Source organism: Pseudomonas alloputida, from assembly GCF_021283545.2.
In the GTDB taxonomy this organism is placed as follows: domain Bacteria; phylum Pseudomonadota; class Gammaproteobacteria; order Pseudomonadales; family Pseudomonadaceae; genus Aquipseudomonas; species Aquipseudomonas alloputida.
Genome location: NZ_CP128540.1, coordinates 1,074,979 through 1,094,347, shown reverse-complemented (window position 1 = coordinate 1,094,347; position 19,369 = coordinate 1,074,979). Strand labels below are relative to the sequence as shown.

The 19,369-nt window shown below is 62.7% G+C and carries 19 protein-coding genes; 13 read left to right on the top strand and 6 right to left on the bottom strand.

The genetic code is table 11. The features are described 5' to 3' along the window. Positions 1-47: 47 nt before the first annotated feature. Positions 48-989, bottom strand: coding sequence for an AEC family transporter (locus tag LU682_RS04950; protein ID WP_049586457.1), 942 nt, complete (start codon positions 987-989; stop codon positions 48-50). A 193-nt stretch (positions 990-1,182) separates the two neighbouring features. Then, on the bottom strand, positions 1,183-2,070 hold the full coding sequence (locus tag LU682_RS04945) for an acyl-CoA dehydrogenase middle domain-containing protein (RefSeq protein WP_010952126.1): 888 nt from the start codon (positions 2,068-2,070) through the stop codon (positions 1,183-1,185). 160 nt (positions 2,071-2,230) lie between these two features. Here LU682_RS04945 and olsB point away from each other — a divergent pair, with 160 nt between their 5' ends. Continuing rightward, complete coding sequence (olsB, locus tag LU682_RS04940) at positions 2,231-2,986, top strand: L-ornithine N(alpha)-acyltransferase (protein WP_003255175.1); 756 nt, start codon at positions 2,231-2,233, stop codon at positions 2,984-2,986. After that, a complete protein-coding gene (locus LU682_RS04935) occupies positions 2,986-3,774 on the top strand; it encodes a lysophospholipid acyltransferase family protein (protein ID WP_010952125.1) in 789 nt (262 codons plus the stop codon). The genes olsB and LU682_RS04935 overlap by 1 nt, the downstream gene beginning before the upstream one ends. A gap of 112 nt (positions 3,775-3,886) precedes the next feature. Here LU682_RS04935 and LU682_RS04930 read toward each other — a convergent pair whose 3' ends face one another. Beyond that, positions 3,887-4,471, bottom strand: a complete 585-nt coding sequence (locus LU682_RS04930) for an acyl carrier protein phosphodiesterase (RefSeq protein ID WP_010952124.1) — start codon at positions 4,469-4,471, stop codon at positions 3,887-3,889. 150 nt (positions 4,472-4,621) lie between these two features. Between LU682_RS04930 and LU682_RS04925 the strand changes: the two genes are divergently transcribed. Together LU682_RS04925 and LU682_RS04920 are read left to right on the top strand one after the other, a co-directional pair. Further along, positions 4,622-4,924 (top strand): ArsR/SmtB family transcription factor, encoded by a 303-nt coding sequence (locus LU682_RS04925; protein ID WP_003255178.1) that lies wholly within the window; start codon positions 4,622-4,624, stop codon positions 4,922-4,924. Positions 4,925-4,941: 17 nt separating this feature from the next. Beyond that, on the top strand, positions 4,942-5,991 hold the full coding sequence (locus LU682_RS04920; RefSeq protein WP_010952123.1) for an alkene reductase: 1,050 nt from the start codon (positions 4,942-4,944) through the stop codon (positions 5,989-5,991). A gap of 108 nt (positions 5,992-6,099) precedes the next feature. On the opposite strand, the gene LU682_RS04915 is transcribed toward LU682_RS04920, so the two are convergent. The 3 genes from LU682_RS04915 to LU682_RS04905 form a co-directional block, all read right to left on the bottom strand. Continuing rightward, positions 6,100-6,969, bottom strand: coding sequence for a hypothetical protein (locus tag LU682_RS04915; protein ID WP_049586455.1), 870 nt, complete (start codon positions 6,967-6,969; stop codon positions 6,100-6,102). Positions 6,970-7,042: 73 nt separating this feature from the next. After that, positions 7,043-8,035: an NAD-dependent epimerase/dehydratase family protein gene (locus LU682_RS04910; RefSeq protein WP_010952121.1), complete on the bottom strand. Its 993-nt coding sequence runs from the start codon at positions 8,033-8,035 to the stop codon at positions 7,043-7,045. Positions 8,036-8,084: 49 nt separating this feature from the next. Continuing rightward, positions 8,085-8,975, bottom strand: coding sequence for a LysR family transcriptional regulator ArgP (locus tag LU682_RS04905; protein ID WP_003255184.1), 891 nt, complete (start codon positions 8,973-8,975; stop codon positions 8,085-8,087). A gap of 101 nt (positions 8,976-9,076) precedes the next feature. Here LU682_RS04905 and LU682_RS04900 point away from each other — a divergent pair, with 101 nt between their 5' ends. The 9 genes from LU682_RS04900 to LU682_RS04860 all read left to right on the top strand — a co-directional run bounded on the left by LU682_RS04900 (position 9,077) and on the right by LU682_RS04860 (position 19,075). Continuing rightward, a complete protein-coding gene (locus LU682_RS04900; RefSeq protein ID WP_003255185.1) occupies positions 9,077-9,676 on the top strand; it encodes a LysE/ArgO family amino acid transporter in 600 nt (199 codons plus the stop codon). Between the two features lie 266 nt (positions 9,677-9,942). Next, entirely contained in the window at positions 9,943-10,539 is a 597-nt protein-coding gene (locus LU682_RS04895) for a superoxide dismutase (protein ID WP_003255187.1), read from the top strand. A 249-nt stretch (positions 10,540-10,788) separates the two neighbouring features. Beyond that, positions 10,789-12,840, top strand: coding sequence for a putative bifunctional diguanylate cyclase/phosphodiesterase (locus LU682_RS04890; protein ID WP_232914905.1), 2,052 nt, complete (start codon positions 10,789-10,791; stop codon positions 12,838-12,840). 158 nt (positions 12,841-12,998) lie between these two features. After that, a complete protein-coding gene (locus LU682_RS04885; protein WP_010952117.1) occupies positions 12,999-14,330 on the top strand; it encodes an imelysin family protein in 1,332 nt (443 codons plus the stop codon). 141 nt (positions 14,331-14,471) lie between these two features. Further along, on the top strand, positions 14,472-14,954 hold the full coding sequence (locus tag LU682_RS04880; RefSeq protein WP_049586451.1) for a hypothetical protein: 483 nt from the start codon (positions 14,472-14,474) through the stop codon (positions 14,952-14,954). A 13-nt stretch (positions 14,955-14,967) separates the two neighbouring features. Then, complete coding sequence (locus tag LU682_RS04875) at positions 14,968-15,354, top strand: hypothetical protein (RefSeq protein WP_010952115.1); 387 nt, start codon at positions 14,968-14,970, stop codon at positions 15,352-15,354. A 109-nt stretch (positions 15,355-15,463) separates the two neighbouring features. Continuing rightward, on the top strand, positions 15,464-16,891 hold the full coding sequence (locus LU682_RS04870; RefSeq protein ID WP_010952114.1) for a di-heme oxidoreductase family protein: 1,428 nt from the start codon (positions 15,464-15,466) through the stop codon (positions 16,889-16,891). Positions 16,892-16,910: 19 nt separating this feature from the next. Next, on the top strand, positions 16,911-17,975 hold the full coding sequence (locus tag LU682_RS04865) for an imelysin family protein (protein ID WP_010952113.1): 1,065 nt from the start codon (positions 16,911-16,913) through the stop codon (positions 17,973-17,975). Positions 17,976-17,977: 2 nt separating this feature from the next. Beyond that, entirely contained in the window at positions 17,978-19,075 is a 1,098-nt protein-coding gene (locus tag LU682_RS04860; RefSeq protein WP_010952112.1) for a DUF1513 domain-containing protein, read from the top strand. Positions 19,076-19,369 lie beyond the last annotated feature (294 nt).

The following is a 19,369-nucleotide window of genomic DNA, read 5'->3' as shown; positions in this document are numbered from 1 at the left end:
TTTAGCTCAGTGAGGCAGTGTTGTTGCTGTTATTTGCAGTCAAGGATCTAGATCCATCCGCCCCACTGCAAGATGAAAATACCAATGTTGGTGGTGATCGCCGCCATTAGCGTGGTAATCACGATGATCGACGCAGCCAGTTCATGATTGCCGTTGGCTGCCCGCGCCATCACGTAGCTGGCCGCAGCGGTCGGGCTGCCTATGTACAGGAAAAGGATGCCCAGCTCCGCCCCGCGAAACCCGCACAACCAGGCCCCAAGGGTGCCGAGCAGCGGCAGCCAGAGCATTTTCACGAAGCTGGCATCGATGGCCAGCCGACCACAGTTACGCAGCGCTGCCAGCGACAGCGTGCCGCCGATACAGATCAGCGCCAGCGGCAGGGTCATCTGTGCCAGGTAGTCGCCCGAGGTCAGTAGCCAGTTGGGCAGCGGCACCTGGCCGTAAGCCATGGGCGCGGCCACCAGCACGCTGATGATCAGCGGGTTGCTGAAAATGCTCTTGCAGATGCTCCACGGATCGGACTTGAGGTCCGGGCTGTACACCGCCAGTACCACCGCTGACAGCGAGTTGTACATGAGGATGACCAGGCCTGCGAGTACCGCCCCCAGGGAAATGCCATAGTCACCGTACAGGCTGGCGGCCAGGGCCAGGCCGATCACACCGTTGTTGCCGCGGAAGGCGCCCTGGGTATAGATGCCCCGGTCGGCCATCGGGCTGCGCCAGATGGCCATGCCCCAGGCAATGGCGAAACCGACCAGGGTGGCGACGATGAAATACAGGATGACACCGGGCTTGACCGCTGCGGCCAGGTCGGCGTGGTAGATGCCGAGGAAGAGCAGCGCCGGCATGCAGACGTTGAATACCAGCTGCGAGGCGACGCGGTTGAAGTTGTCGTCGATCAAGTGAATGCGTTTGAGCAGGACGCCCATGAACAGCATGGCGAAAACCGGCGCCGTGATGTTCAGGGTCTGGATAAGAAGGGCGAGCATGCGCAAGCGATCCTGGAGGGGTTGCCGTCAGGCGGCCAATGATACGTCAACGGCTGGGATTTGCGGGGATCAAGCGCGATAAAAGGAAATGTCTTTCAGGTTTTCTGCTGCCAGTACCGGCCGCTTTGCACCTAACCCCGCCCCCACAGGTACCACGCCGCGATTCATCGGTTCACACAAACCTGTGAGCCATTCATGAAAAGCCCGCAGCAGCCCAAGCCTTGTTCAGCCGCTTCTCCCGCGCCGACGCCGCCAGCGCCATCACCCCTTGGTCACGCTGCCAGACTTGCGCCCACTGCACCGGCCCTGTCGCCAACGCCGCATCGATCTCCCCCCGCAAGGCCTGGAACTGCGCAAACAACCCGCCAAGCAACAAGTGACAACCCATGCTATCGGCACACTGGCGGCTACCCTCGGCGCAGCCGGCCAACAGCCCAAGCAACTGCAGGCGCAGCCCCTGCGGCCAGGCGCACTCCTGCCCAACGCCATACAACCAGGCGGTCAGCGCCGCGAGCACATACAAATCCTCCAGCGAACGGAAAGGCTTCACGTAGGCATCCCAGCCGTCACCGGCCAGCAACTCGCACGATGCCTGCTCCAGCAGCAGCCGGCCGTGCCCGACTTCCGGCATCAGCGGCAGGGTCGGCAATGGCTCCAGTGTCACCCCCGGCTCCCCGGGATAGACCACCGCCAGGCTCAGTTGCGGTGCCGCGCCAGCCGCTTCGCTACGCGCCGCCACCAGCAACCACTCCGCCTCCAGGCCTGCGGTAACGAAGTCTTTGCAGCCCGACAGCCGCAGAGCGTCCAGCCGTGTGCGCATGTCTGCAGGCCTCACGCTGCGCCGCTCGGTGGCACACAAGGCGCCAAGGCTGTGCGGCGCACTGGGCCACAGCACGCGAAGGGCGGCCTGGTAACCCACCAGGAAGGCCAGGCCCGGGGTGGCCATTGCACGCCCACCCAGTACCGCCAGTTCGAACGGGGCAACCGGGCCGAGGCGCTCAAGCAGCGCGGCGTAGGTTTCGCCCAGGGTGCCTGTCGGCGCGAGGCGAAGCGGATCGTTGAGTCGTTGCAACCAGGCCATGGAACAGCTCCTTGCTGGAGGGCTTTCAGTTAAGGCTCAGGGTGTGTCACGCAAGCATCACCAAACATTCACAGGGGTGACACTGGGTCTACCTAGGCTGACTTTGCACAACAAAGCCGACCGGCCGCAACCCTTCTTGGCTGGCTTATGGAGACTCGTAATGACTCGGATCGCTACCGCTGGCGACTACAGCACCGAACGCCGTCTGCAAGCCGAACGCCTGGTTGGCGCCGCGGCGTTGCAAGAAGCCCAGGCTCTGCGCTACACCGTATTCAGCGCAGAATTCAAGGCCAAGCTCAAAGGTGCCGAGCAGGGCCTGGACATGGACGACTACGACGTGCACTGCCGCCACATTGGTGTACGCGACCTGAGCACCGGCGAACTGGTTGCCACCACCCGCCTGCTCGATCACCAGGCCGCCAGCAGCCTGGGCCGTTTCTACAGCGAAGAAGAATTCAGCCTGCACGGCCTGTTGCAGCTGCAAGGCCCGATCCTCGAACTGGGCCGTACCTGCGTCGCCCCCGACTACCGCAACGGCGGTACCATCGCCGTGCTTTGGGGCGAACTGGCCGAGGTGCTCAACGAGGGCCGCTACAGCTATCTGATGGGCTGCGCCAGTATCCCCATGCAGGACGGCGGCGTTCAGGCCCATGCAGTGATGCAGCGCCTGCGTGAACGTTACCTGTGCACCGAACACCTGCGTGCCGAGCCGAAGAACCCGCTGCCGAAACTGGCCCTGCCCAATAACGTCATTGCCGAAATGCCCCCGCTGCTCAAGGCCTATATGCGCCTGGGCGCGAAGATTTGCGGCGAGCCATGCTGGGACGAGGATTTCCAGGTGGCAGACGTGTTCATCCTGCTCAAACGCGACGAGCTGTGCCCACGCTACGCCCGCCACTTCAAGGCGGCGGTCTGATGCCGAAGTTGCGGGTACTGGCCCGCCTCATCCGACTGCTGCTGGTGCTGGCGCAGGGCATGCTGATGGCCAGCATTATCGCCTTGGGCGAACGCTTGGGCTTCAAGGCGCCGATCGAACGGCGCCAGCGCTGGACCTGCCTGTTCATGAAGCGCCTGGTCGCTGCCCTGCCCTTCGACGTCAAGGTAGTCGGCGAACTTCCGCAACGGCCGATGTTGTGGGTCAGCAACCATGTTTCCTGGACCGACATCCCCCTGCTTGGCATGCTCACGCCGCTGTCTTTCCTGTCCAAGGCCGAAGTGCGCCACTGGCCGGTGGCCGGCTGGCTGGCGGAAAAGGCCGGCACGCTGTTCATTCGCCGTGGTGGTGGCGACAGTCAGCGCCTGCGCGAACAGATCGCCGGGCAACTGGGGCTGGCTCGTCCGCTGTTGATCTTCCCCGAAGGCACCACTACCAGCGGCCGCACGTTGCGCACCTTTCATGGCCGCCTGCTTGCAGGAGCCATCGACCGTGGCGTGTCAGTGCAGCCAGTCGCTGTTCAGTACCTGCGTGATGGCCAGATCGACCCGGTAGCGCCGTTCATTGGTGAGGACGACCTGGTGTCCCACCTTATGCGCCTGTTCGCCCTGCCGCGGGGCGAGGTGTGCATCCACCTGCTGCAGCCAATAGGTAGCGTGGGCAAGGAACGTGCGGTGCTGGCGTTGCAGGCGCAACAGGCGATTCACCTGGCGCTGTTCGGGGTTGAAGACGTGGAGATGGCGCCACGTCGGCAGGCGCGGGCTGCCTGAATGCCTGCACTGCCTGTTCTGGCCCTTTCGCGGGTGAACCCGCTCCTACACCGAGCGCATTGCCCGTAGGAGCGGGTTTACCCGCGAAGAGGCCAGTATCACCCACACACCTCTAACTGTCAGACATCCGCCCTACCGCCGCAAACGCCTGCAGCTGCGGGTAGAACTCGCGAAAATCCGCCAGCAGCGGCTCATACAGCCGCTCCAGTTCCACCATCACCCCGGCCATCCCCTCAGGCCGCGACAAGCGCCGGGCAATGCCGTTGAACACCTGTTCCAGCGTGTCGAAATCGCCATACGCCCCTAGCCAGTCATCCGCTGCCATGAACGGCGCAATCCGCGCCAGTCGCCCAGGCAACTCAGGCTCTGCCAGCAATACCCGATAGAACGCGCCAGTGAACTGCTCCAGCGGCTGATCGGCGTAGTTGCCCCAGTGCCGTGCCAGGCAATGGTCGAAAAACACATCCAGAACGATGCCGGCAAAACGCCGCCGCTCGCGCGGAAAACGTGCCAGAGCCGCCAGCACCACTGGGTGCCGGTCAGTGTAACTGTCGATTTGCCGGTGCAGCCGGATGGCCGCCTCCAGCGCAGGCGCAAAGCGCCCTTCCAACGAGCCTTTGACAAAGTCGCCATACAGGCTGCCAAGCAGTTGTTGCGGCGCCGGGCCGCCCAGGTGCAAGTGTGCGAGGTAGTTCATGAGCGCAGTCTAGCATCGTCACCGAACATATCGTTATAACGCGATATATCGATTCGTGCTCAGCTCAGAACACCTTCGTATTTGTATATCGGAATTCAGCGAATTATATTTCGCCCTATCGCGATATACCGCTACAACGAGCCTCAAACCATGCCACTCGATCTCGACGAAATCATAAAAGCACTGGCCCACCCGGTCAGGCGAGAAATTCTCAGTTGGCTGAAAGACCCGGCAACCCAGTTTCCGGACCAGTACCACAGCACCGAAAACGGTGTGTGTGCCGGGCAAATCGACCAACGCTGCGGCCTGTCGCAGTCGACCGTCTCTGCCCACCTGGCCACGTTGCAGCGCGCCGGGCTGATCAGCAGCCAGAAGATTGGCCAATGGCACTTCTTCAAACGCGACGAAGCCACCATACAGGCGTTCCTCGAACAACTGCGCCAAGCACTTTGACAAGGCAGGTAACCGCTATGACCACGCTTTTCGATCCGATCAAACTGGGCGACCTGCAACTGCCCAACCGTATCATCATGGCCCCGCTCACCCGCTGCCGCGCCGATGAAGGCCGCGTGCCCAATGCGCTGATGGCCGAATACTACGTACAACGTGCCAGCGCCGGGCTGATCCTCAGCGAGGCGACTTCGGTCAGCCCCATGGGCGTCGGCTACCCAGATACCCCCGGCATCTGGAACGATGAACAGGTACGTGGCTGGAACAACGTGACAAAGGCCGTGCATGCTGCGGGCGGTCGCATCTTCCTGCAGCTGTGGCACGTGGGTCGTATCTCCCACCCCAGCTATCTGAATGGCGAATTGCCTGTGGCCCCCAGCGCGATCCAGCCCAAGGGCCATGTGAGCCTGGTGCGCCCACTGAGTGACTACCCTACCCCGCGGGCGCTGGAAACCGAAGAAATCAACGACATCGTCGAGGCCTACCGCAGTGGCGCCGAAAATGCCAAGGCTGCCGGTTTCGATGGTGTGGAGATCCATGGCGCCAACGGTTACCTGCTCGACCAGTTCCTGCAAAGCAGCACCAACCAGCGCACCGACCGTTACGGTGGCTCGCTGGAAAACCGCGCGCGCCTGTTGCTGGAGGTGACCGATGCGGCCATTGAAGTGTGGGGCGCGCAGCGCGTAGGTGTGCACCTGGCACCGCGAGCCGACGCCCACGACATGGGCGACGCCGACCGCGCCGAGACCTTCACCTATGTGGCCCGAGAGCTGGGCAAGCGCGGCATCGCCTTCATCTGCTCGCGGGAGCGGGAGGCCGACGACAGCATCGGGCCGCTGATCAAAGAGGCATTCGGTGGCCCGTACATCGTCAACGAGCGGTTCGACAAGGCCAGTGCCAATGCGGCCCTGGCCAGTGGCAAAGCGGATGCCGTGGCGTTTGGTGTGCCGTTCATCGCCAACCCCGACCTGCCGGCACGGCTGGCAGCGGATGCGCCGTTGAACGAGGCACATCCCGAAACCTTCTATGGCAAGGGGCCGGTGGGTTACATCGATTATCCGCGGTTGTGATTGAGGGCCATTCGCGGGCATGCCCGCTCCCACCGGTATAGCGACAGGCTTGAAGCTGCGCTCGATCCTGTGGAAGCGGGCGTGCCCGCGAACAAGGCTCAGCTGATGTTACGGACGGGCGTTGATCTGTTGCTGCAGGTTCTGAATCTGGCTCTGCAGCGTATTCAGATTACGCGTCATCTGCGCACGGAAGGCATCGAACTCCTGCACCGAAGCACCACTGGATGACGCCGCAGCCGGGCGGTTGTCGACCTGGCTCTTCAACACCAGCATGTCCTGCTGCAGGCTCTGAATGTCAGCGCTCGGGTTGCCCTGTTTCTTCAAGGCCGCCACCTCGCTACCCAAACTCTTGAGCTGGCCGTCCAGCTGAGCGCCATCCACCTGTGAGGCCTTCAGCGCGGCAACCTGCTCGCTCAGGCTCTTGAACTGGGCATCCAGCTTGCCACCATCGACCTGGCCCGAACGCAGCGCCGCCAACTCGCCATTCACCAGCTTCAGTTGCGCCTGCAACTGGCTTTGCAGCTCGGTAACAGCCTTCTGCTGTTGTCGGGTATCAGCCAGCACCTGCTCCAGACGCTTGCCCAGGTCGCCGGTCTGCCCGGCAACTCCCTGCTGCAACTGGCGCAGCTGTAGCTTCAATGCCTCACTGCTGGTAGTGGCGCCAGACTCACTGGCCGCCACCTTGCCACTGATTGCCTGAAGGCGGCCAGCCGCCTCTTCACTGATGCGGGCAAAGCTTTCCTGGGTCGCCACCAGTTGCTGCTCCATCAGCGAGATCTGCTGGAAGCTCCACCAGCCCAGCCCCGCCAAGGCGATGAACGAGGCACCGAGCAATGCCCACAACGGCGCCGTGCTGGCCCCGCGGGCGGCTTTCTGGCGGCTGCGCATCACATGCGCCGGCATCAGTTCGTCATCATCAACGGTGCCCGCCCGCAAGGCAGGCACGTCATCAAAGTCATCGTGAGCATGGTTACGCATGGATACATTCAACCGCGGTAGTCACAAAGAGGCACGAGTATAAACCGCAAGCGCAGCGCATTGATGACCATTGTCAGCCGGGCGGCAAATGCTTCCACCAGCCGCAGAATTCATCCAGCGCCGTCCACAGGCTGACCTTGGGTTGGTAGTCCAGGTACTGCCGGGCACGGCTGATATCCAGGGTGAAATCACGGCTCATCACCTGCATCCCCAGGCGCGACAAGGTCGGTTGCGGGCGCCCTGGCCATAACATGCAGGCCGCCTCGTTCAGCGTGGCCAGGCTATAGGCAAGACCATAGGAACGGTAGCGGGTCACCTGGGGAAGCTGCATCTGGCGCATCACGTAGTTGACCACGTCCCACAGCGGCAGTGGCTGGCCGTTGCTTATGTTGTAGGCCTGGCCCAGCGCCCGGTCATCAGCGAACAATGCACTTAGCAGCGCCTCGTTAAGGTTGTGCACACTGGTGAAATCGACCTTGTTCAGGCCGTTGCCGATGATCGCCACACGCCCTTTGCGCTGCATCTGCATCAGCCGCGGGAAGATACTGGCATCGCCCGCGCCGGTAACGAAACGCGGACGCAGCGCCAGCACTTCCAGGCCGAACTCCTGGGCACCGAACACTTTCTGCTCGGCCAGGTACTTGGTTTGCCCATAGTGATCGTGGAAGCGACGCGGTACCTGGTCTTCACGGACGTCCAGACGCGAAGGGCCATTGAAGTAAATCGACGGCGAAGACAGATGCACCAGGCGCCGTACGTGCTCTTTCAGGCAGCCCTCGACCACGTTCTCGGTCACCACCACGTTGCCTTGGTAGAAATCCTGATAGCGCCCCCAGTTACCCACCGCGCCAGCGCAATGCACCACGGCTTCGACACCCTGGCACAAACGCCGGGCCAGCTCGGCGTCACCCAGATCACCCGGGATGAACTGTGCGCCACGCTTGACCAGATGCTCGACCCCTTCGGCACGGCGGCCGCTGACGCGCACGTCCAGGCCTTGCTCCAGGGCGAAACGCGCAAAACGCCCGCCAATGAAGCCACTCGCGCCGGTGACCAGAATTCGCATGTAACACTCCGTCTTGCCAGATTTCAGATGCAACTGACGCCAGCCATGGCTACAAGGGCACCAGCCAATGCTGTGCGGTGTGCCGCAGGTGGTCGGTCAGTTGCGCGAGCAATTGCCCGCCATTGCGCCAATGATGCCAGTACAGCGGCACATCGATAGGGGTATCGCGGCAGATTTCCACCAATTGCCCACTGGCCAGTTGCTCCCGGGCCTGCAATTCGGGCACCAGGCCCCATCCCAACCCGGCCTCGGTCATGCGCAGGAAGCCTTCGGATGAAGGACACAGGTGGTGCAGGAAACCACCCTCTATGCCCAGCGATGCCAGGTAGCGATGCTGCAGGAAATCGTCCGGGCCGTACACGATCGCTGGAGTACGGGCCAGGCGGCTGGCGACAAAACCTTGGGGGAAGTGCCGCGCCATGAACACGGGACTGGCCAATGCCCGGTAGCGCATGGCCCCCAGTGGCAAACTGCGTGCGCCGGCTACCGGCCGCTCACTCCCACACAGGCAGGCCGCCACTTCGCCGGCACGCATGCGTTTCAGGCCCACTTCCTGGTCCTCAACCACCAGGTCGGTCAGCACGTTCTGTTGTGCGCAGAAGTTGCCCACCGCGCCGGCCCACCAGGTGGCCAGGCTATCGGCGTTGAGGGCGATGCGCAGGCGCTCCGGCATGCCCTCTTCGTCCAGCGCCGGTACCTGGCGCTGCAGGTCGCGTTCGAGCAGGCGCACCTGCTGCACATGGTTGAGTAGCTGGCGGCCGACTTCGGTCGTGCCGGGCGGCGAGGCACGTACCAGCACCGGCTGGCCGACCCGCGCCTCAAGCAACTTGATGCGCTGGGAAATCGCCGATTGCGACAAGCCCAGCACCTGCGCCGCACGCTCGAAACCGCCTTGTTCGATCACTGCCGCGAGGGCAGCCAGCAGTTTGTAGTCGAACATCGATTTTCCTAATGGGTGATGAGCTTTATTTGTTTTTCTTATACAGCGCCGAACATCACAATGGCCAGCATCTTTCGTGACCCTTTTTGGAGAGCCCTGCCATGTGGCAAAGCTATCTCAATGGCATGCTGGTGGCCTTCGGTCTGATCATGGCCATTGGCGCCCAGAACGCCTTCGTCCTCGCCCAGAGTCTGCGCCGTGAGCATCACCTGCCGGTGGCAGCGCTGTGCATCGTCTGTGACGCCATCCTCGTGGCCGCCGGAGTATTCGGACTGGCCACCGTGCTGGCACACAACCCGACCTTGCTGGCGATTGCCCGCTGGGGCGGCGCAGTGTTCCTGATCTGGTACGGCGCCAAGGCGCTGCGCAGCGCCTGCTCCAAGCAGAGCCTGCAGCACCAGCAAGGCCAAGGCGTTCGCTCACGTCGCGCCGTACTGCTCAGCGCCCTGGCGGTGACCCTGCTGAACCCGCACGTGTACCTCGACACCGTGTTGCTGATCGGCTCGCTGGGCGCTCAGCAGTCCGCCCCTGGCGCCTACGTGGCCGGTGCGGCCAGCGCTTCGCTGCTGTGGTTCTCGACCCTGGCCATTGGCGCGGCGTGGCTGGCACCGTGGCTGGCGCGGCCGGCGACCTGGCGCATGCTCGACCTGATGGTGGCGGTGATGATGTTCGCGGTGGCGGCGCAATTGATCTTCAACTGACCTCGGGGCGCGGCATATTCATCAACGGCAAGATCGAGCGGCACGCGGTCTTGCAGGCAACACCCGCGCAACGCCGAGCCGCCGGTCGGCACAGCCCGCCCCCTGCGGAACCTCTATTCCCTATGTTTGTTGCGTGGTTATGCGCCGGGCCCGGTGCTATGATCCAGCCCTTGCGTCGCAAAGAGTACAGACTCGCCGACGCTTATCGGGCCGCCCGTGATCGGCCTTGCGCAAACCGCAAACAGACCTGAATCAGGAGATCCACCATGGCTTTTGAATTGCCGCCGCTGCCGTACGCCCATGATGCCCTGCAGCCGCACATCTCCAAGGAAACCCTGGAGTATCACCACGACAAGCACCACAACACCTATGTCGTGAACCTGAACAACCTGGTCCCAGGCACCGAATTCGAAGGCAAGACCCTGGAAGAGATCGTCAAGAGCTCTTCGGGCGGCATCTTCAACAACGCCGCTCAAGTCTGGAACCACACCTTCTACTGGAACTGCCTGTCGCCAAACGGCGGCGGCCAGCCTACCGGTGCACTGGCTGACGCCATCAACGCCGCTTTCGGTTCCTTCGACAAGTTCAAGGAAGAGTTCACCAAGACTTCGGTGGGCACCTTCGGTTCCGGCTGGGGCTGGCTGGTGAAGAAAGCTGACGGTTCCCTGGCCCTGGCCAGCACCATCGGCGCCGGCTGCCCACTGACCAGCGGCGACACCCCGCTGCTGACCTGCGACGTCTGGGAACACGCCTACTACATCGACTACCGCAACCTGCGTCCGAAGTACGTCGAGGCGTTCTGGAACCTGGTCAACTGGGCCTTCGTTGCCGAGCAGTTCGAAGGCAAGACCTTCAAGGCCTGAGTCATTCGGCCTTGAACGAGAAACCCGGCCATGTGCCGGGTTTTTTTGTGCCTGTGTTGCCGCAAACAGGCTGGCACGGTTTTGCTTGCTCAGGCCGCATACCACGCTAACATCAAACCTCTGGAAGATTGATACAGCGCATTCAAGTTGCGGGGTCAGGCAACCGATACACTGCTAATGGTCGGCCGGTAGTGTATCGTCATCGTTGATGGCAAAATGATGCCATGCGCATGGATTAAGGAAACCCCATTGAAGCTGGAATTGCGGAACAGCTTGTCGGTCAAGTTGCTCAGGGTCGTGCTGCTGTCGGCGCTGGCGGTCGGCGTCGTGCTCAGCTGTGCGCAAATCATCTATGACACCTACAAGACCCGCCAGGCCGTGGACAGCGACGCCCAGCGCATCCTCGACATGTTCCGCGATCCTTCGACCCAGGCGGTTTACAGCCTCGACCGTGAAATGGGCATGCAGGTCATGGAAGGCCTGTTCCAGGACGAATCAGTGCGCATGGCCTCCATTGGCCATCCCAACGAAACCATGCTGGCAGAAAAGTCCCGCCCGCTGCAGGACATGTCCATGCGCTGGCTCACCGACCTCATCCTCGGCCAGGAGCGCACCTACACCACGCAACTGGTCGGCCGTGGACCTTACAGCGAATACTACGGCGACCTCAGCATTACCCTCGATACCTCCTCCTACGGCAAAGATTTCCTGATCAACGCGGTGATCATCTTCATATCCGGCGTGCTGCGGGCCATGGCCATGGGCCTGGTGCTTTACCTGGTCTACCACTGGCTGCTGACCAAACCGCTGTCGAAGATCATCGAGCACCTCACCCAGATCAACCCTGACCGCCCCAGCCAGCACCAGATACCGCTGCTCAAGGGCCACGAGAAAAACGAGCTGGGCCTGTGGGTTAACACCGCCAACCAGTTGCTGGCCTCGATCGAGCGCAACACCCATTTGCGCCACGAGGCGGAAAACAGCCTGCAGCGCATGGCCCAGTACGACTTCCTCACCGGCCTGCCCAACCGCCAGCAACTGCAGCAGCAACTGGACAAGATCCTCGTCGACGGCGGCCGCCTGCAGCACCGTGTGGCAGTGCTGTGCGTTGGCCTGGGCGACTTCAAGGGTATCAACGAACAATTCAGCTACCAGGTCGGTGACCAGTTGCTGCTGGCCCTGGCCGATCGACTACGCGCCCACAGCGGCCGCCTGGGCGCTCTGGCGCGGCTGGGCGGCGACCAGTTCGCCCTGGTACAGGCCAATATCGAGCAGCCCTATGAGGCTGCCGAACTGGCGCAAAGCATTCTTGACGACCTGGAAGTACCGTTCGACCTCGACCACGAGCAAATCCGCCTGCGCGCGACCATCGGCATCACCCTCTTCCCCGAAGACGGTGACAGCACCGAAAAACTGCTGCAGAAAGCCGAACAGACCATGACCCTGGCCAAGGCCCGCTCGCGCAACCGCTACCAGTTCTATATCGCCAGCGTCGACAGCGAGATGCGTCGCCGTCGCGAACTGGAAAAGGACCTGCGTGAAGCCCTGCCCCGCAACCAGCTGTACCTGGTGTACCAGCCACAGATCAGCTACCGCGACCACCGAGTGGTCGGCGTAGAGGCCCTGCTACGCTGGCAGCACCCGGAACTGGGCATGGTGCCACCCGACCAGTTCATCCCCTTGGCCGAGCAGAACGGCAGCATCATCAGCATCGGCGAATGGGTGCTTGACCAGGCCTGTCGGCAACTGCGCGAATGGCACGACCAGGGCTTCAGCGACCTGCGCATGGCGGTCAACCTGTCTACCGTGCAACTGCACCACAGCGAGCTGCCACGGGTGGTCAACAACCTGCTGCAAGCCTATCGCCTACCACCGCGCAGCCTGGAACTGGAAGTCACCGAAACCGGCCTGATGGAAGACATCAGCACCGCCGCCCAGCACCTGTTGAGCCTGCGCCGCTCCGGGGCGCTGATTGCCATCGACGACTTCGGCACCGGCTACTCGTCCCTCAGCTATCTGAAGTCGCTGCCCCTGGACAAGATCAAGATCGACAAGAGTTTCGTTCAGGACCTGCTCGACGACGATGACGACGCCACCATCGTTCGCGCCATCATCCAGCTGGGCAAGAGCCTGGGGATGCAGGTGATCGCCGAGGGCGTGGAAACGGCCGAGCAGGAAACCTACATCGTGGCCCAGGGTTGCCACGAGGGCCAGGGCTACCACTACAGCAAGCCCCTTTCGGCCCGTGAACTGACCCACTTCCTCAAACAAGCGCAACGCAACCGGGTTTCGGTGTCCTGAGGCACCTGCCCGGTTACAGGCCGAGCCCCTGATTTACATGAATTGCGCGCCCGCCCCTTTACAGCAAATGCAAATCTTTCGCATGATGTTGTAGTTTTGCGTGCCACGGCGCACGGTCCACCCCTTTGGTCCAACCACACGATGCAGGAAAACCAATAATGATTCGAATGCCTCTGGCCTCCGCCAGTCTGCTGGCCATTGCCATCGCCCTCGCCGGTTGCGGTGAAGGCAAGGACGAAAAAGCCGCCGCGCCGCAAGCCCAGGCACCTGCTGCTGCCACCACCGCTGCGCCAGGGGCTGTCGACGAAGCAGCCGGCAAAGCCGTGGTCAAGCATTACACCGACATGGTCTACGCCGTGTACAGCGACTCGCTGAGCACTGCCAAGACGCTGCAGACCGCGGTCGATGCGTTCCTGGCCAAGCCCAACGACGAAACCCTGAAAGCCGCCAAGGAAGCCTGGTTCGCCGCGCGCGTACCGTACCTGCAGAGCGAAACCTTCCGCTTTGGCAACACCATCATCGACGACTGGGAAGGCCAAGTGAACGCCTGGCCCCTGGACGAAGGCCTGATCGACTACGTCGACAAGAGCTACGAGCACGCCTTGGGCAACCCGGGTGCCAGCGCCAACATCATCGCCAACACCGAGATCCAGGTGGGTGAAGAGAAGGTGGACGTCAAGGACATCACCCCCGAGAAACTGGCTAGCCTGAACGAGCTGGCTGGCTCCGAGGCCAACGTTGCCACGGGCTATCACGCCATCGAATTCCTGCTATGGGGCCAGGACCTGAACGGAACCGGCCCTGGCGCTGGCAATCGCCCGGCATCCGACTACCTGGAAGGCCAGGGCGCTACCGGCGGCCACAACGACCGCCGCCGCGCCTACCTGAAAGCGGTTACCGACCTGCTGGTCACCGACCTCGAAGAGATGGTCGGCAACTGGGCACCGAACGTCGCCGACAACTACCGCGCCAAGCTGGAAGCCGAGCCTGTCAACGACGGCCTGCGCAAGATGCTGTTCGGCATGGGCAGCCTGTCGCTGGGCGAACTGGCTGGCGAGCGCATGAAAGTTTCGCTGGAAGCCAACTCGCCGGAAGACGAGCAAGACTGCTTCAGCGACAACACTCACTACTCGCACTTCTACGACGCCAAGGGCATCCGCAACGTCTACCTGGGCGAGTACACCCGCCCGGACGGCACCAAGCTTACCGGCCCTAGCCTGTCGTCGCTGGTCGCCAAGGTTGACCCGGCCGCCGATGCAGCCCTCAAGGCCGATCTGGAAGCCACCGAGGCCAAGCTTCAGGTGATCGTAGACCACGCCCTCAAAGGCGAGCACTACGACCAGCTGATCGCCGCCGACAACGCTGCCGGCAACCAGGTTGTGCGGGACGCCATCGCCGCCCTGGTCAAGCAGACCGGGTCGATCGAACAGGCTGCGGGCAAGCTGGGCATTGCCAACCTGAACCCGGACACTGCGGATCACGAGTTCTGATCCTGCTGTAGCGCTTCACCGCAAACGCCCGGCCTTGTGCCGGGCGTTTTCGTTTGCTGCCGGGTAAAACGCTTCCCGCTGCCTGGCGTGCACGCAGATGCTCATCCTGTAGGCCTTCGATCAAACCTAACAGGAGGCACAGTGCTGCAGATTCTTGATGTCTGGGGCGAAGGCCGAATCGTCCAGCGCATGAATGGGGAAGACCTCATCACCGGATTCAACGATGCGTACAACCTGAACAAGGCTGGCCAGCTCATCTCCAACGGGCCGTTCGCTGGCGGGCACATTCCCAACCTCATCGTCGTATACGAATACGATGCTCCGGACTTTCCCCTCGACGACCATGCAGTCCCTCACGTGACGCTGATGGGCGCTCCGATCACCCACCGTGTGGCCGAGGAGATGTGCCGGGTAGTTGCCCGCCCCGGCAAGATCTACCTCTACGACCCCAACGAAACCGACCGCCGGATGTTCGAAGCAGTCGCCATTGACCATGGGATGCAGCTGCTCGGTCGCTTTCATCCCGCCGAGCTCGCCCCCCCGTTCAACGAAATCACCTTGCTCGCGGCCTATGTCTATCGCGCCCCGACCAGCCCGTTACCCCGCCCAAAAACTGAACATTGAAAGGAAACAAAACATGGCCAACGTCACTTACTTGCGCTCCATCGCCAATAACACCCCTTATACCTTGACCCTGATCGACGGTGAAAACCGCAGCAACAGCCTGGCAGTCGGCGCGCAGCACGTCTGGAATGGCTCGCTGGCCATCCCGTGGATCGGCAGATCGACTGAGAACCACAAGGCCTTGCGCCTGATCCTCGGCCCGTCTGCCGACACCAACATCTGGTTATTCCAGGATTACTGGCAACCTGCGCACATGGACGCGGTCAAGTGCATTACCGCCTCCTCCATGGAATACACCAGCGAAGAAGTCATCGAAGTCACCGGCGATAATCGCGGTGGCGGCAACAAGAACCTGATCGTCAACCTGGTCAACCGACACTTCATGCTCTATATGGCCTGAGCAACCGCGCTGGCAGCGATTTCATCAAGCAAACGCAAATTGCTCTTATTCAATGATCCTGGGCCTGCTAAGCTGCACGCCGGTTTTTCGCTCACGCCCAGGATTCTCGATGTCCTTGTCGCTGTCCCGACTCCCCCCTCTGCTGCTGGCCTTGGCCTTGGCCGCCTGTGACGACGCCCCGCGCTTCACCCACGCCGAGCCCGGCGAAGCGTTGTCGGGTGGCCAGGCGACCGTGCAGCGCAGCGACCGCAATGCCTATTCCCTGCCCTCGGCCAACCTCTCGCCAGAGCTACGCCTGGACTTCGCCGTGGGTAACAGCTTCTTTCGCAACCCTTGGGTGATTGCGCCGTCAACCACCACCGCGCGTGATGGTCTGGGCCCGTTGTTCAATACCAACGCCTGTCAGAACTGCCACGTGCGCGACGGCCGTGGCCACCCACCAGAGCCGGGCGACAGCAACGCGGTGGGTATGCTGGTACGCCTGTCGATCCCCGACCAACCCTACCTGGCCAAAGTGATCGAGCGCCTCGGCGTGGTGCCAGAGCCCGTCTACGGTACCCAGTTGCAGGACATGGCCATACCCGGCGTGGCGCCCGAAGGCAAGGTGCGGGTGAGCTACACCCGCGAAACCCTGTCATTCAAGGACGGCCATCAGGTCGAGCTGCGCAAGCCAGCCCTGCAAATCACCCAGCTCGGCTATGGAGTGATGCACCCCGACACGCGTTTTTCTGCGCGGGTGGCACCACCAATGATCGGCCTGGGCCTGCTTGAAGCGATCCCCGAAGCCGACCTGCTGGCCAACGAAGACCCGGACGACCGTAACCGCGATGGCATCCGCGGGCGGGCCAACCGTGTATGGGACGACGCCCAGGGCAAAACAGTGATCGGCCGCTTCGGCTGGAAAGCCGGGCAGCCCAACGTCAACCAGCAGAACGTGCACGCCTTTGCCGGCGACATGGGCCTGACCAGCACCCTGCTGCCCAACGACGATTGCACCCCGGCACAAACCGGCTGCCTGACTGCGCCCAACGGCGACGGGGCCGATGGCGAGAAAGAAGTCAGCGACAACATCCTGCGCCTGGTCACGTTCTACACCCGCAACCTGGCTGTGCCGGCCCGCCGTGACGTCGGCTCGCCACAGGTGCTGGCGGGCAAGAACCTGTTCTACCAGGCGGGTTGCCAAGGTTGCCACACACCGCAGTTCACCACCGCCGCCGACGCCACCGAACCCGCGTTGGCCAATCAGGTTATCCGCCCCTACAGCGACCTGCTGCTGCATGACATGGGCCCGGGGCTGGCCGACGAGCGCACCGAATTCGCCGCCAACGGCCAGGACTGGCGTACGCCGCCACTGTGGGGCATCGGCCTGAGCGAAACGGTCAGTGGCCATAGCCAGTTCCTGCATGACGGCCGCGCCCGCAACCTGCTTGAGGCCGTGCTGTGGCACGGTGGCGAAGCCGAGGCGGCACGCAATTTCGTACTCACTTTCGATGCCGAGCAGCGCGCTGCGTTGCTCGCGTTCCTGAACTCACTTTAAACGCGCAAAGGAGCCGGGCATGTTCCGACCCAAACTGTTGTTCACCAGCCTCGCCGCACTCGCCCTCGGTGCCTGCTCGCCACAAGACCCGCAAGCAGTGACCTCCGCCGCCATCGCCAACCAGGTGATCCTGCCTACCTACAGCCGCTGGGTCGAAGCCGACCGTACGCTGGCTGCCAGTGCCCTGGCCTATTGCGAAGGCAAGGAAAGCCTGGACAAAGCCCGCGCCGACTTCCTCAATGCACAAAAAGCCTGGGCCGAGCTGCAACCGCTACTGGTCGGCCCGTTGGCTGAAGGCAACCGCGCCTGGCAGGTACAATTCTGGCCTGACAAGAAAAACCTGGTCGGGCGTCAGGTCGAGCAACTGGTCAACGGCGACAAGCCGGTTGATGCTGAGGCGTTGGGCAAGTCCAGCGTAGTGGTACGTGGCTTGTCGGCCTATGAGTACATCCTGTTCGACAGCAAGCCGGACATCGCCACTGCCGAACAGAAAGCCCGCTACTGCCCGCTGCTGGTGGCCATCGGCGCGCACCAGAAGGCCTTGGCAGAGGAGATTCTCAAAGGCTGGAACAGCACCGACGGCATGCTTTCGCAGATGACCAAGTTCCCCAACCAGCGCTATGCCGACTCCCATGAGGCTATCGCCGATCTGTTGCGCGCCCAGGTGACCGCCCTGGACACCCTGAAGAAGAAGCTCGGCGCACCGATGGGCCGTCAGAGCAAGGGCATCCCGCAGCCGCTGCAGGCCGAGGCCTGGCGCAGCCACAACTCGATGAACAGCCTGCAGGCCAGCCTCAAGGCCGCCGAAGCCGTCTGGGTCGGGGTAGACAACCAGGGCCTGCGCGGCCTGTTGCCCAGCGATCAGAAAGCGCTGGCGGACAAGATCGACGCCGCCTACGCTACCTCGCTCAAGTTGCTGGCCGACAACCAGAAAACGCTCGGTGAACTGCTGGCCGACGACGCTGGTCAGCAAACCCTCAACCAGATCTACGACAGCTTGAACGTCGTCCACCGCCTGCACGAAGGCGATCTGGCCAAGGCGCTGAACATCCAGCTGGGCTTCAATGCCAACGACGGTGACTGATCATGCTGCGACGCCAGGCACTCAAACTCGGTAGCGTATTGCTCAGTGCCCTCACCTTGGGCGGCTGGAGCCTGTTCCGCAGCAAAGGCAGCGAACCCTTGCTGCTCTCGGCGCGTGACAACGGCGACGGCCAGCACTATGCCGTAGGTTTTCGCCTGGACGGTACACAGGTGTTCAGCACGCAGGTCGCTCAGCGTTGCCATGCCATCATCCACCACCCCGAGCAGCCAATCGCTCTGTTCGTCGCCCGCCGCCCAGGTACCGAAAGCTACCTGATCGACCTGCGTGACGGGCGCCTGCTGCAAACGGTAGCCTCGCAGCCGAACCGGCACTTCTATGGCCACGCCGTCGTGCACAAAGGCGGCGAATGGCTGTATGCCACCGAGAACGACACCACCGACCCAGGGCGCGGCGTGCTTGGCGTGTACCGTTTCGAAGGCGAACGCCTGGTACACACCGGTGAAATTCCGACCCACGGTATCGGCCCGCACGAGGTTGCCTGGCTGCCTGACGGTGAAACGCTGGTCGTGGCCAACGGCGGTATCCGTACCGAGGCCGAAAGCCGTGTCGAGATGAACCTCGACGCCATGCAACCGAGCCTGGTGCTGATGCAGCGCGACGGCACCCTGCTGAGCAAGGAAACCCTGGCCCAGCAGATGAACAGCGTGCGACACCTGGCAGTGGCCAGCGATGGCACCATCGCCGCCTGCCAGCAGTTCATGGGCGATGCCGATGAAACTGCCGAGCTGCTGGCGATCAAGCGCCCGGGCGAGCCATTCAAGGCCTTCCCGGTACCGGAGCGGCAACTGCAAGCCATGGCCCAATACACCGCAAGCGTTGCCATCCACAGCGAGCTGCGGCTGGTGGCGCTGACGGCACCGCGGGCCAACCGCCTGTTCGTCTGGGACCTGGACAGCGGCGCGGTGCGGCTGGATGCCCCGATGCCCGACTGCGCAGGCGTTGGCGCGGTGAAGGACGGCTTTGTCGTCACCTCCGGGCAGGGCCGCTGCCGGTTCTACGATTGCCGCAAGGCCGAACTGGTCGGGCAACCGATGAACCTGCCGTCCGGCTTCTGGGACAACCACCTGCATCTCGTCTGATTTTTCTGTTGCATTCACTGGCCTTCTCCCAGCTAAAGCCGATCCCACAGGGTTCTACACAGTCCCTGTAGGAGATCACCCAGCCCTTCCGGGCTGCGCTGTCGCGCAGCAAACATGAGGTGTACGGCTTCAGTTCCGCAGCGACGCTGACATTTTGAAAAAGAAAAGGCGGTTGGCCCGGTAGGGCCAGCCGCCTTTTGCTTTGTTAGGGTTCGTGTGCGCGGGACAGAGATCGTAGCCAGCACTGGTGTGTGTCTGCACACCCGCGTAGGAGAGTGATCCGCACGGTATCGG

Excerpts from the sequence above, each read along its gene's own strand:
- LU682_RS04950 (WP_049586457.1), bottom strand. The coding sequence starts at position 989 with ATGCTCGCCCTTCTTATCCAGACCCTGAACATCACGGCGCCGGTTTTC.
- LU682_RS04945 (WP_010952126.1), bottom strand. The coding sequence starts at position 2,070 with ATGGCCTGGTTGCAACGACTCAACGATCCGCTTCGCCTCGCGCCGACA.
- olsB (WP_003255175.1), top strand. The coding sequence starts at position 2,231 with ATGACTCGGATCGCTACCGCTGGCGACTACAGCACCGAACGCCGTCTG.
- LU682_RS04935 (WP_010952125.1), top strand. The coding sequence starts at position 2,986 with ATGCCGAAGTTGCGGGTACTGGCCCGCCTCATCCGACTGCTGCTGGTG.
- LU682_RS04930 (WP_010952124.1), bottom strand. The coding sequence starts at position 4,471 with ATGAACTACCTCGCACACTTGCACCTGGGCGGCCCGGCGCCGCAACAA.
- LU682_RS04925 (WP_003255178.1), top strand. The coding sequence starts at position 4,622 with ATGCCACTCGATCTCGACGAAATCATAAAAGCACTGGCCCACCCGGTC.
- LU682_RS04920 (WP_010952123.1), top strand. The coding sequence starts at position 4,942 with ATGACCACGCTTTTCGATCCGATCAAACTGGGCGACCTGCAACTGCCC.
- LU682_RS04915 (WP_049586455.1), bottom strand. The coding sequence starts at position 6,969 with ATGCGTAACCATGCTCACGATGACTTTGATGACGTGCCTGCCTTGCGG.
- LU682_RS04910 (WP_010952121.1), bottom strand. The coding sequence starts at position 8,035 with ATGCGAATTCTGGTCACCGGCGCGAGTGGCTTCATTGGCGGGCGTTTT.
- LU682_RS04905 (WP_003255184.1), bottom strand. The coding sequence starts at position 8,975 with ATGTTCGACTACAAACTGCTGGCTGCCCTCGCGGCAGTGATCGAACAA.
- LU682_RS04900 (WP_003255185.1), top strand. The coding sequence starts at position 9,077 with ATGTGGCAAAGCTATCTCAATGGCATGCTGGTGGCCTTCGGTCTGATC.
- LU682_RS04895 (WP_003255187.1), top strand. The coding sequence starts at position 9,943 with ATGGCTTTTGAATTGCCGCCGCTGCCGTACGCCCATGATGCCCTGCAG.
- LU682_RS04885 (WP_010952117.1), top strand. The coding sequence starts at position 12,999 with ATGATTCGAATGCCTCTGGCCTCCGCCAGTCTGCTGGCCATTGCCATC.
- LU682_RS04875 (WP_010952115.1), top strand. The coding sequence starts at position 14,968 with ATGGCCAACGTCACTTACTTGCGCTCCATCGCCAATAACACCCCTTAT.
- LU682_RS04870 (WP_010952114.1), top strand. The coding sequence starts at position 15,464 with ATGTCCTTGTCGCTGTCCCGACTCCCCCCTCTGCTGCTGGCCTTGGCC.
- LU682_RS04865 (WP_010952113.1), top strand. The coding sequence starts at position 16,911 with ATGTTCCGACCCAAACTGTTGTTCACCAGCCTCGCCGCACTCGCCCTC.
- LU682_RS04860 (WP_010952112.1), top strand. The coding sequence starts at position 17,978 with ATGCTGCGACGCCAGGCACTCAAACTCGGTAGCGTATTGCTCAGTGCC.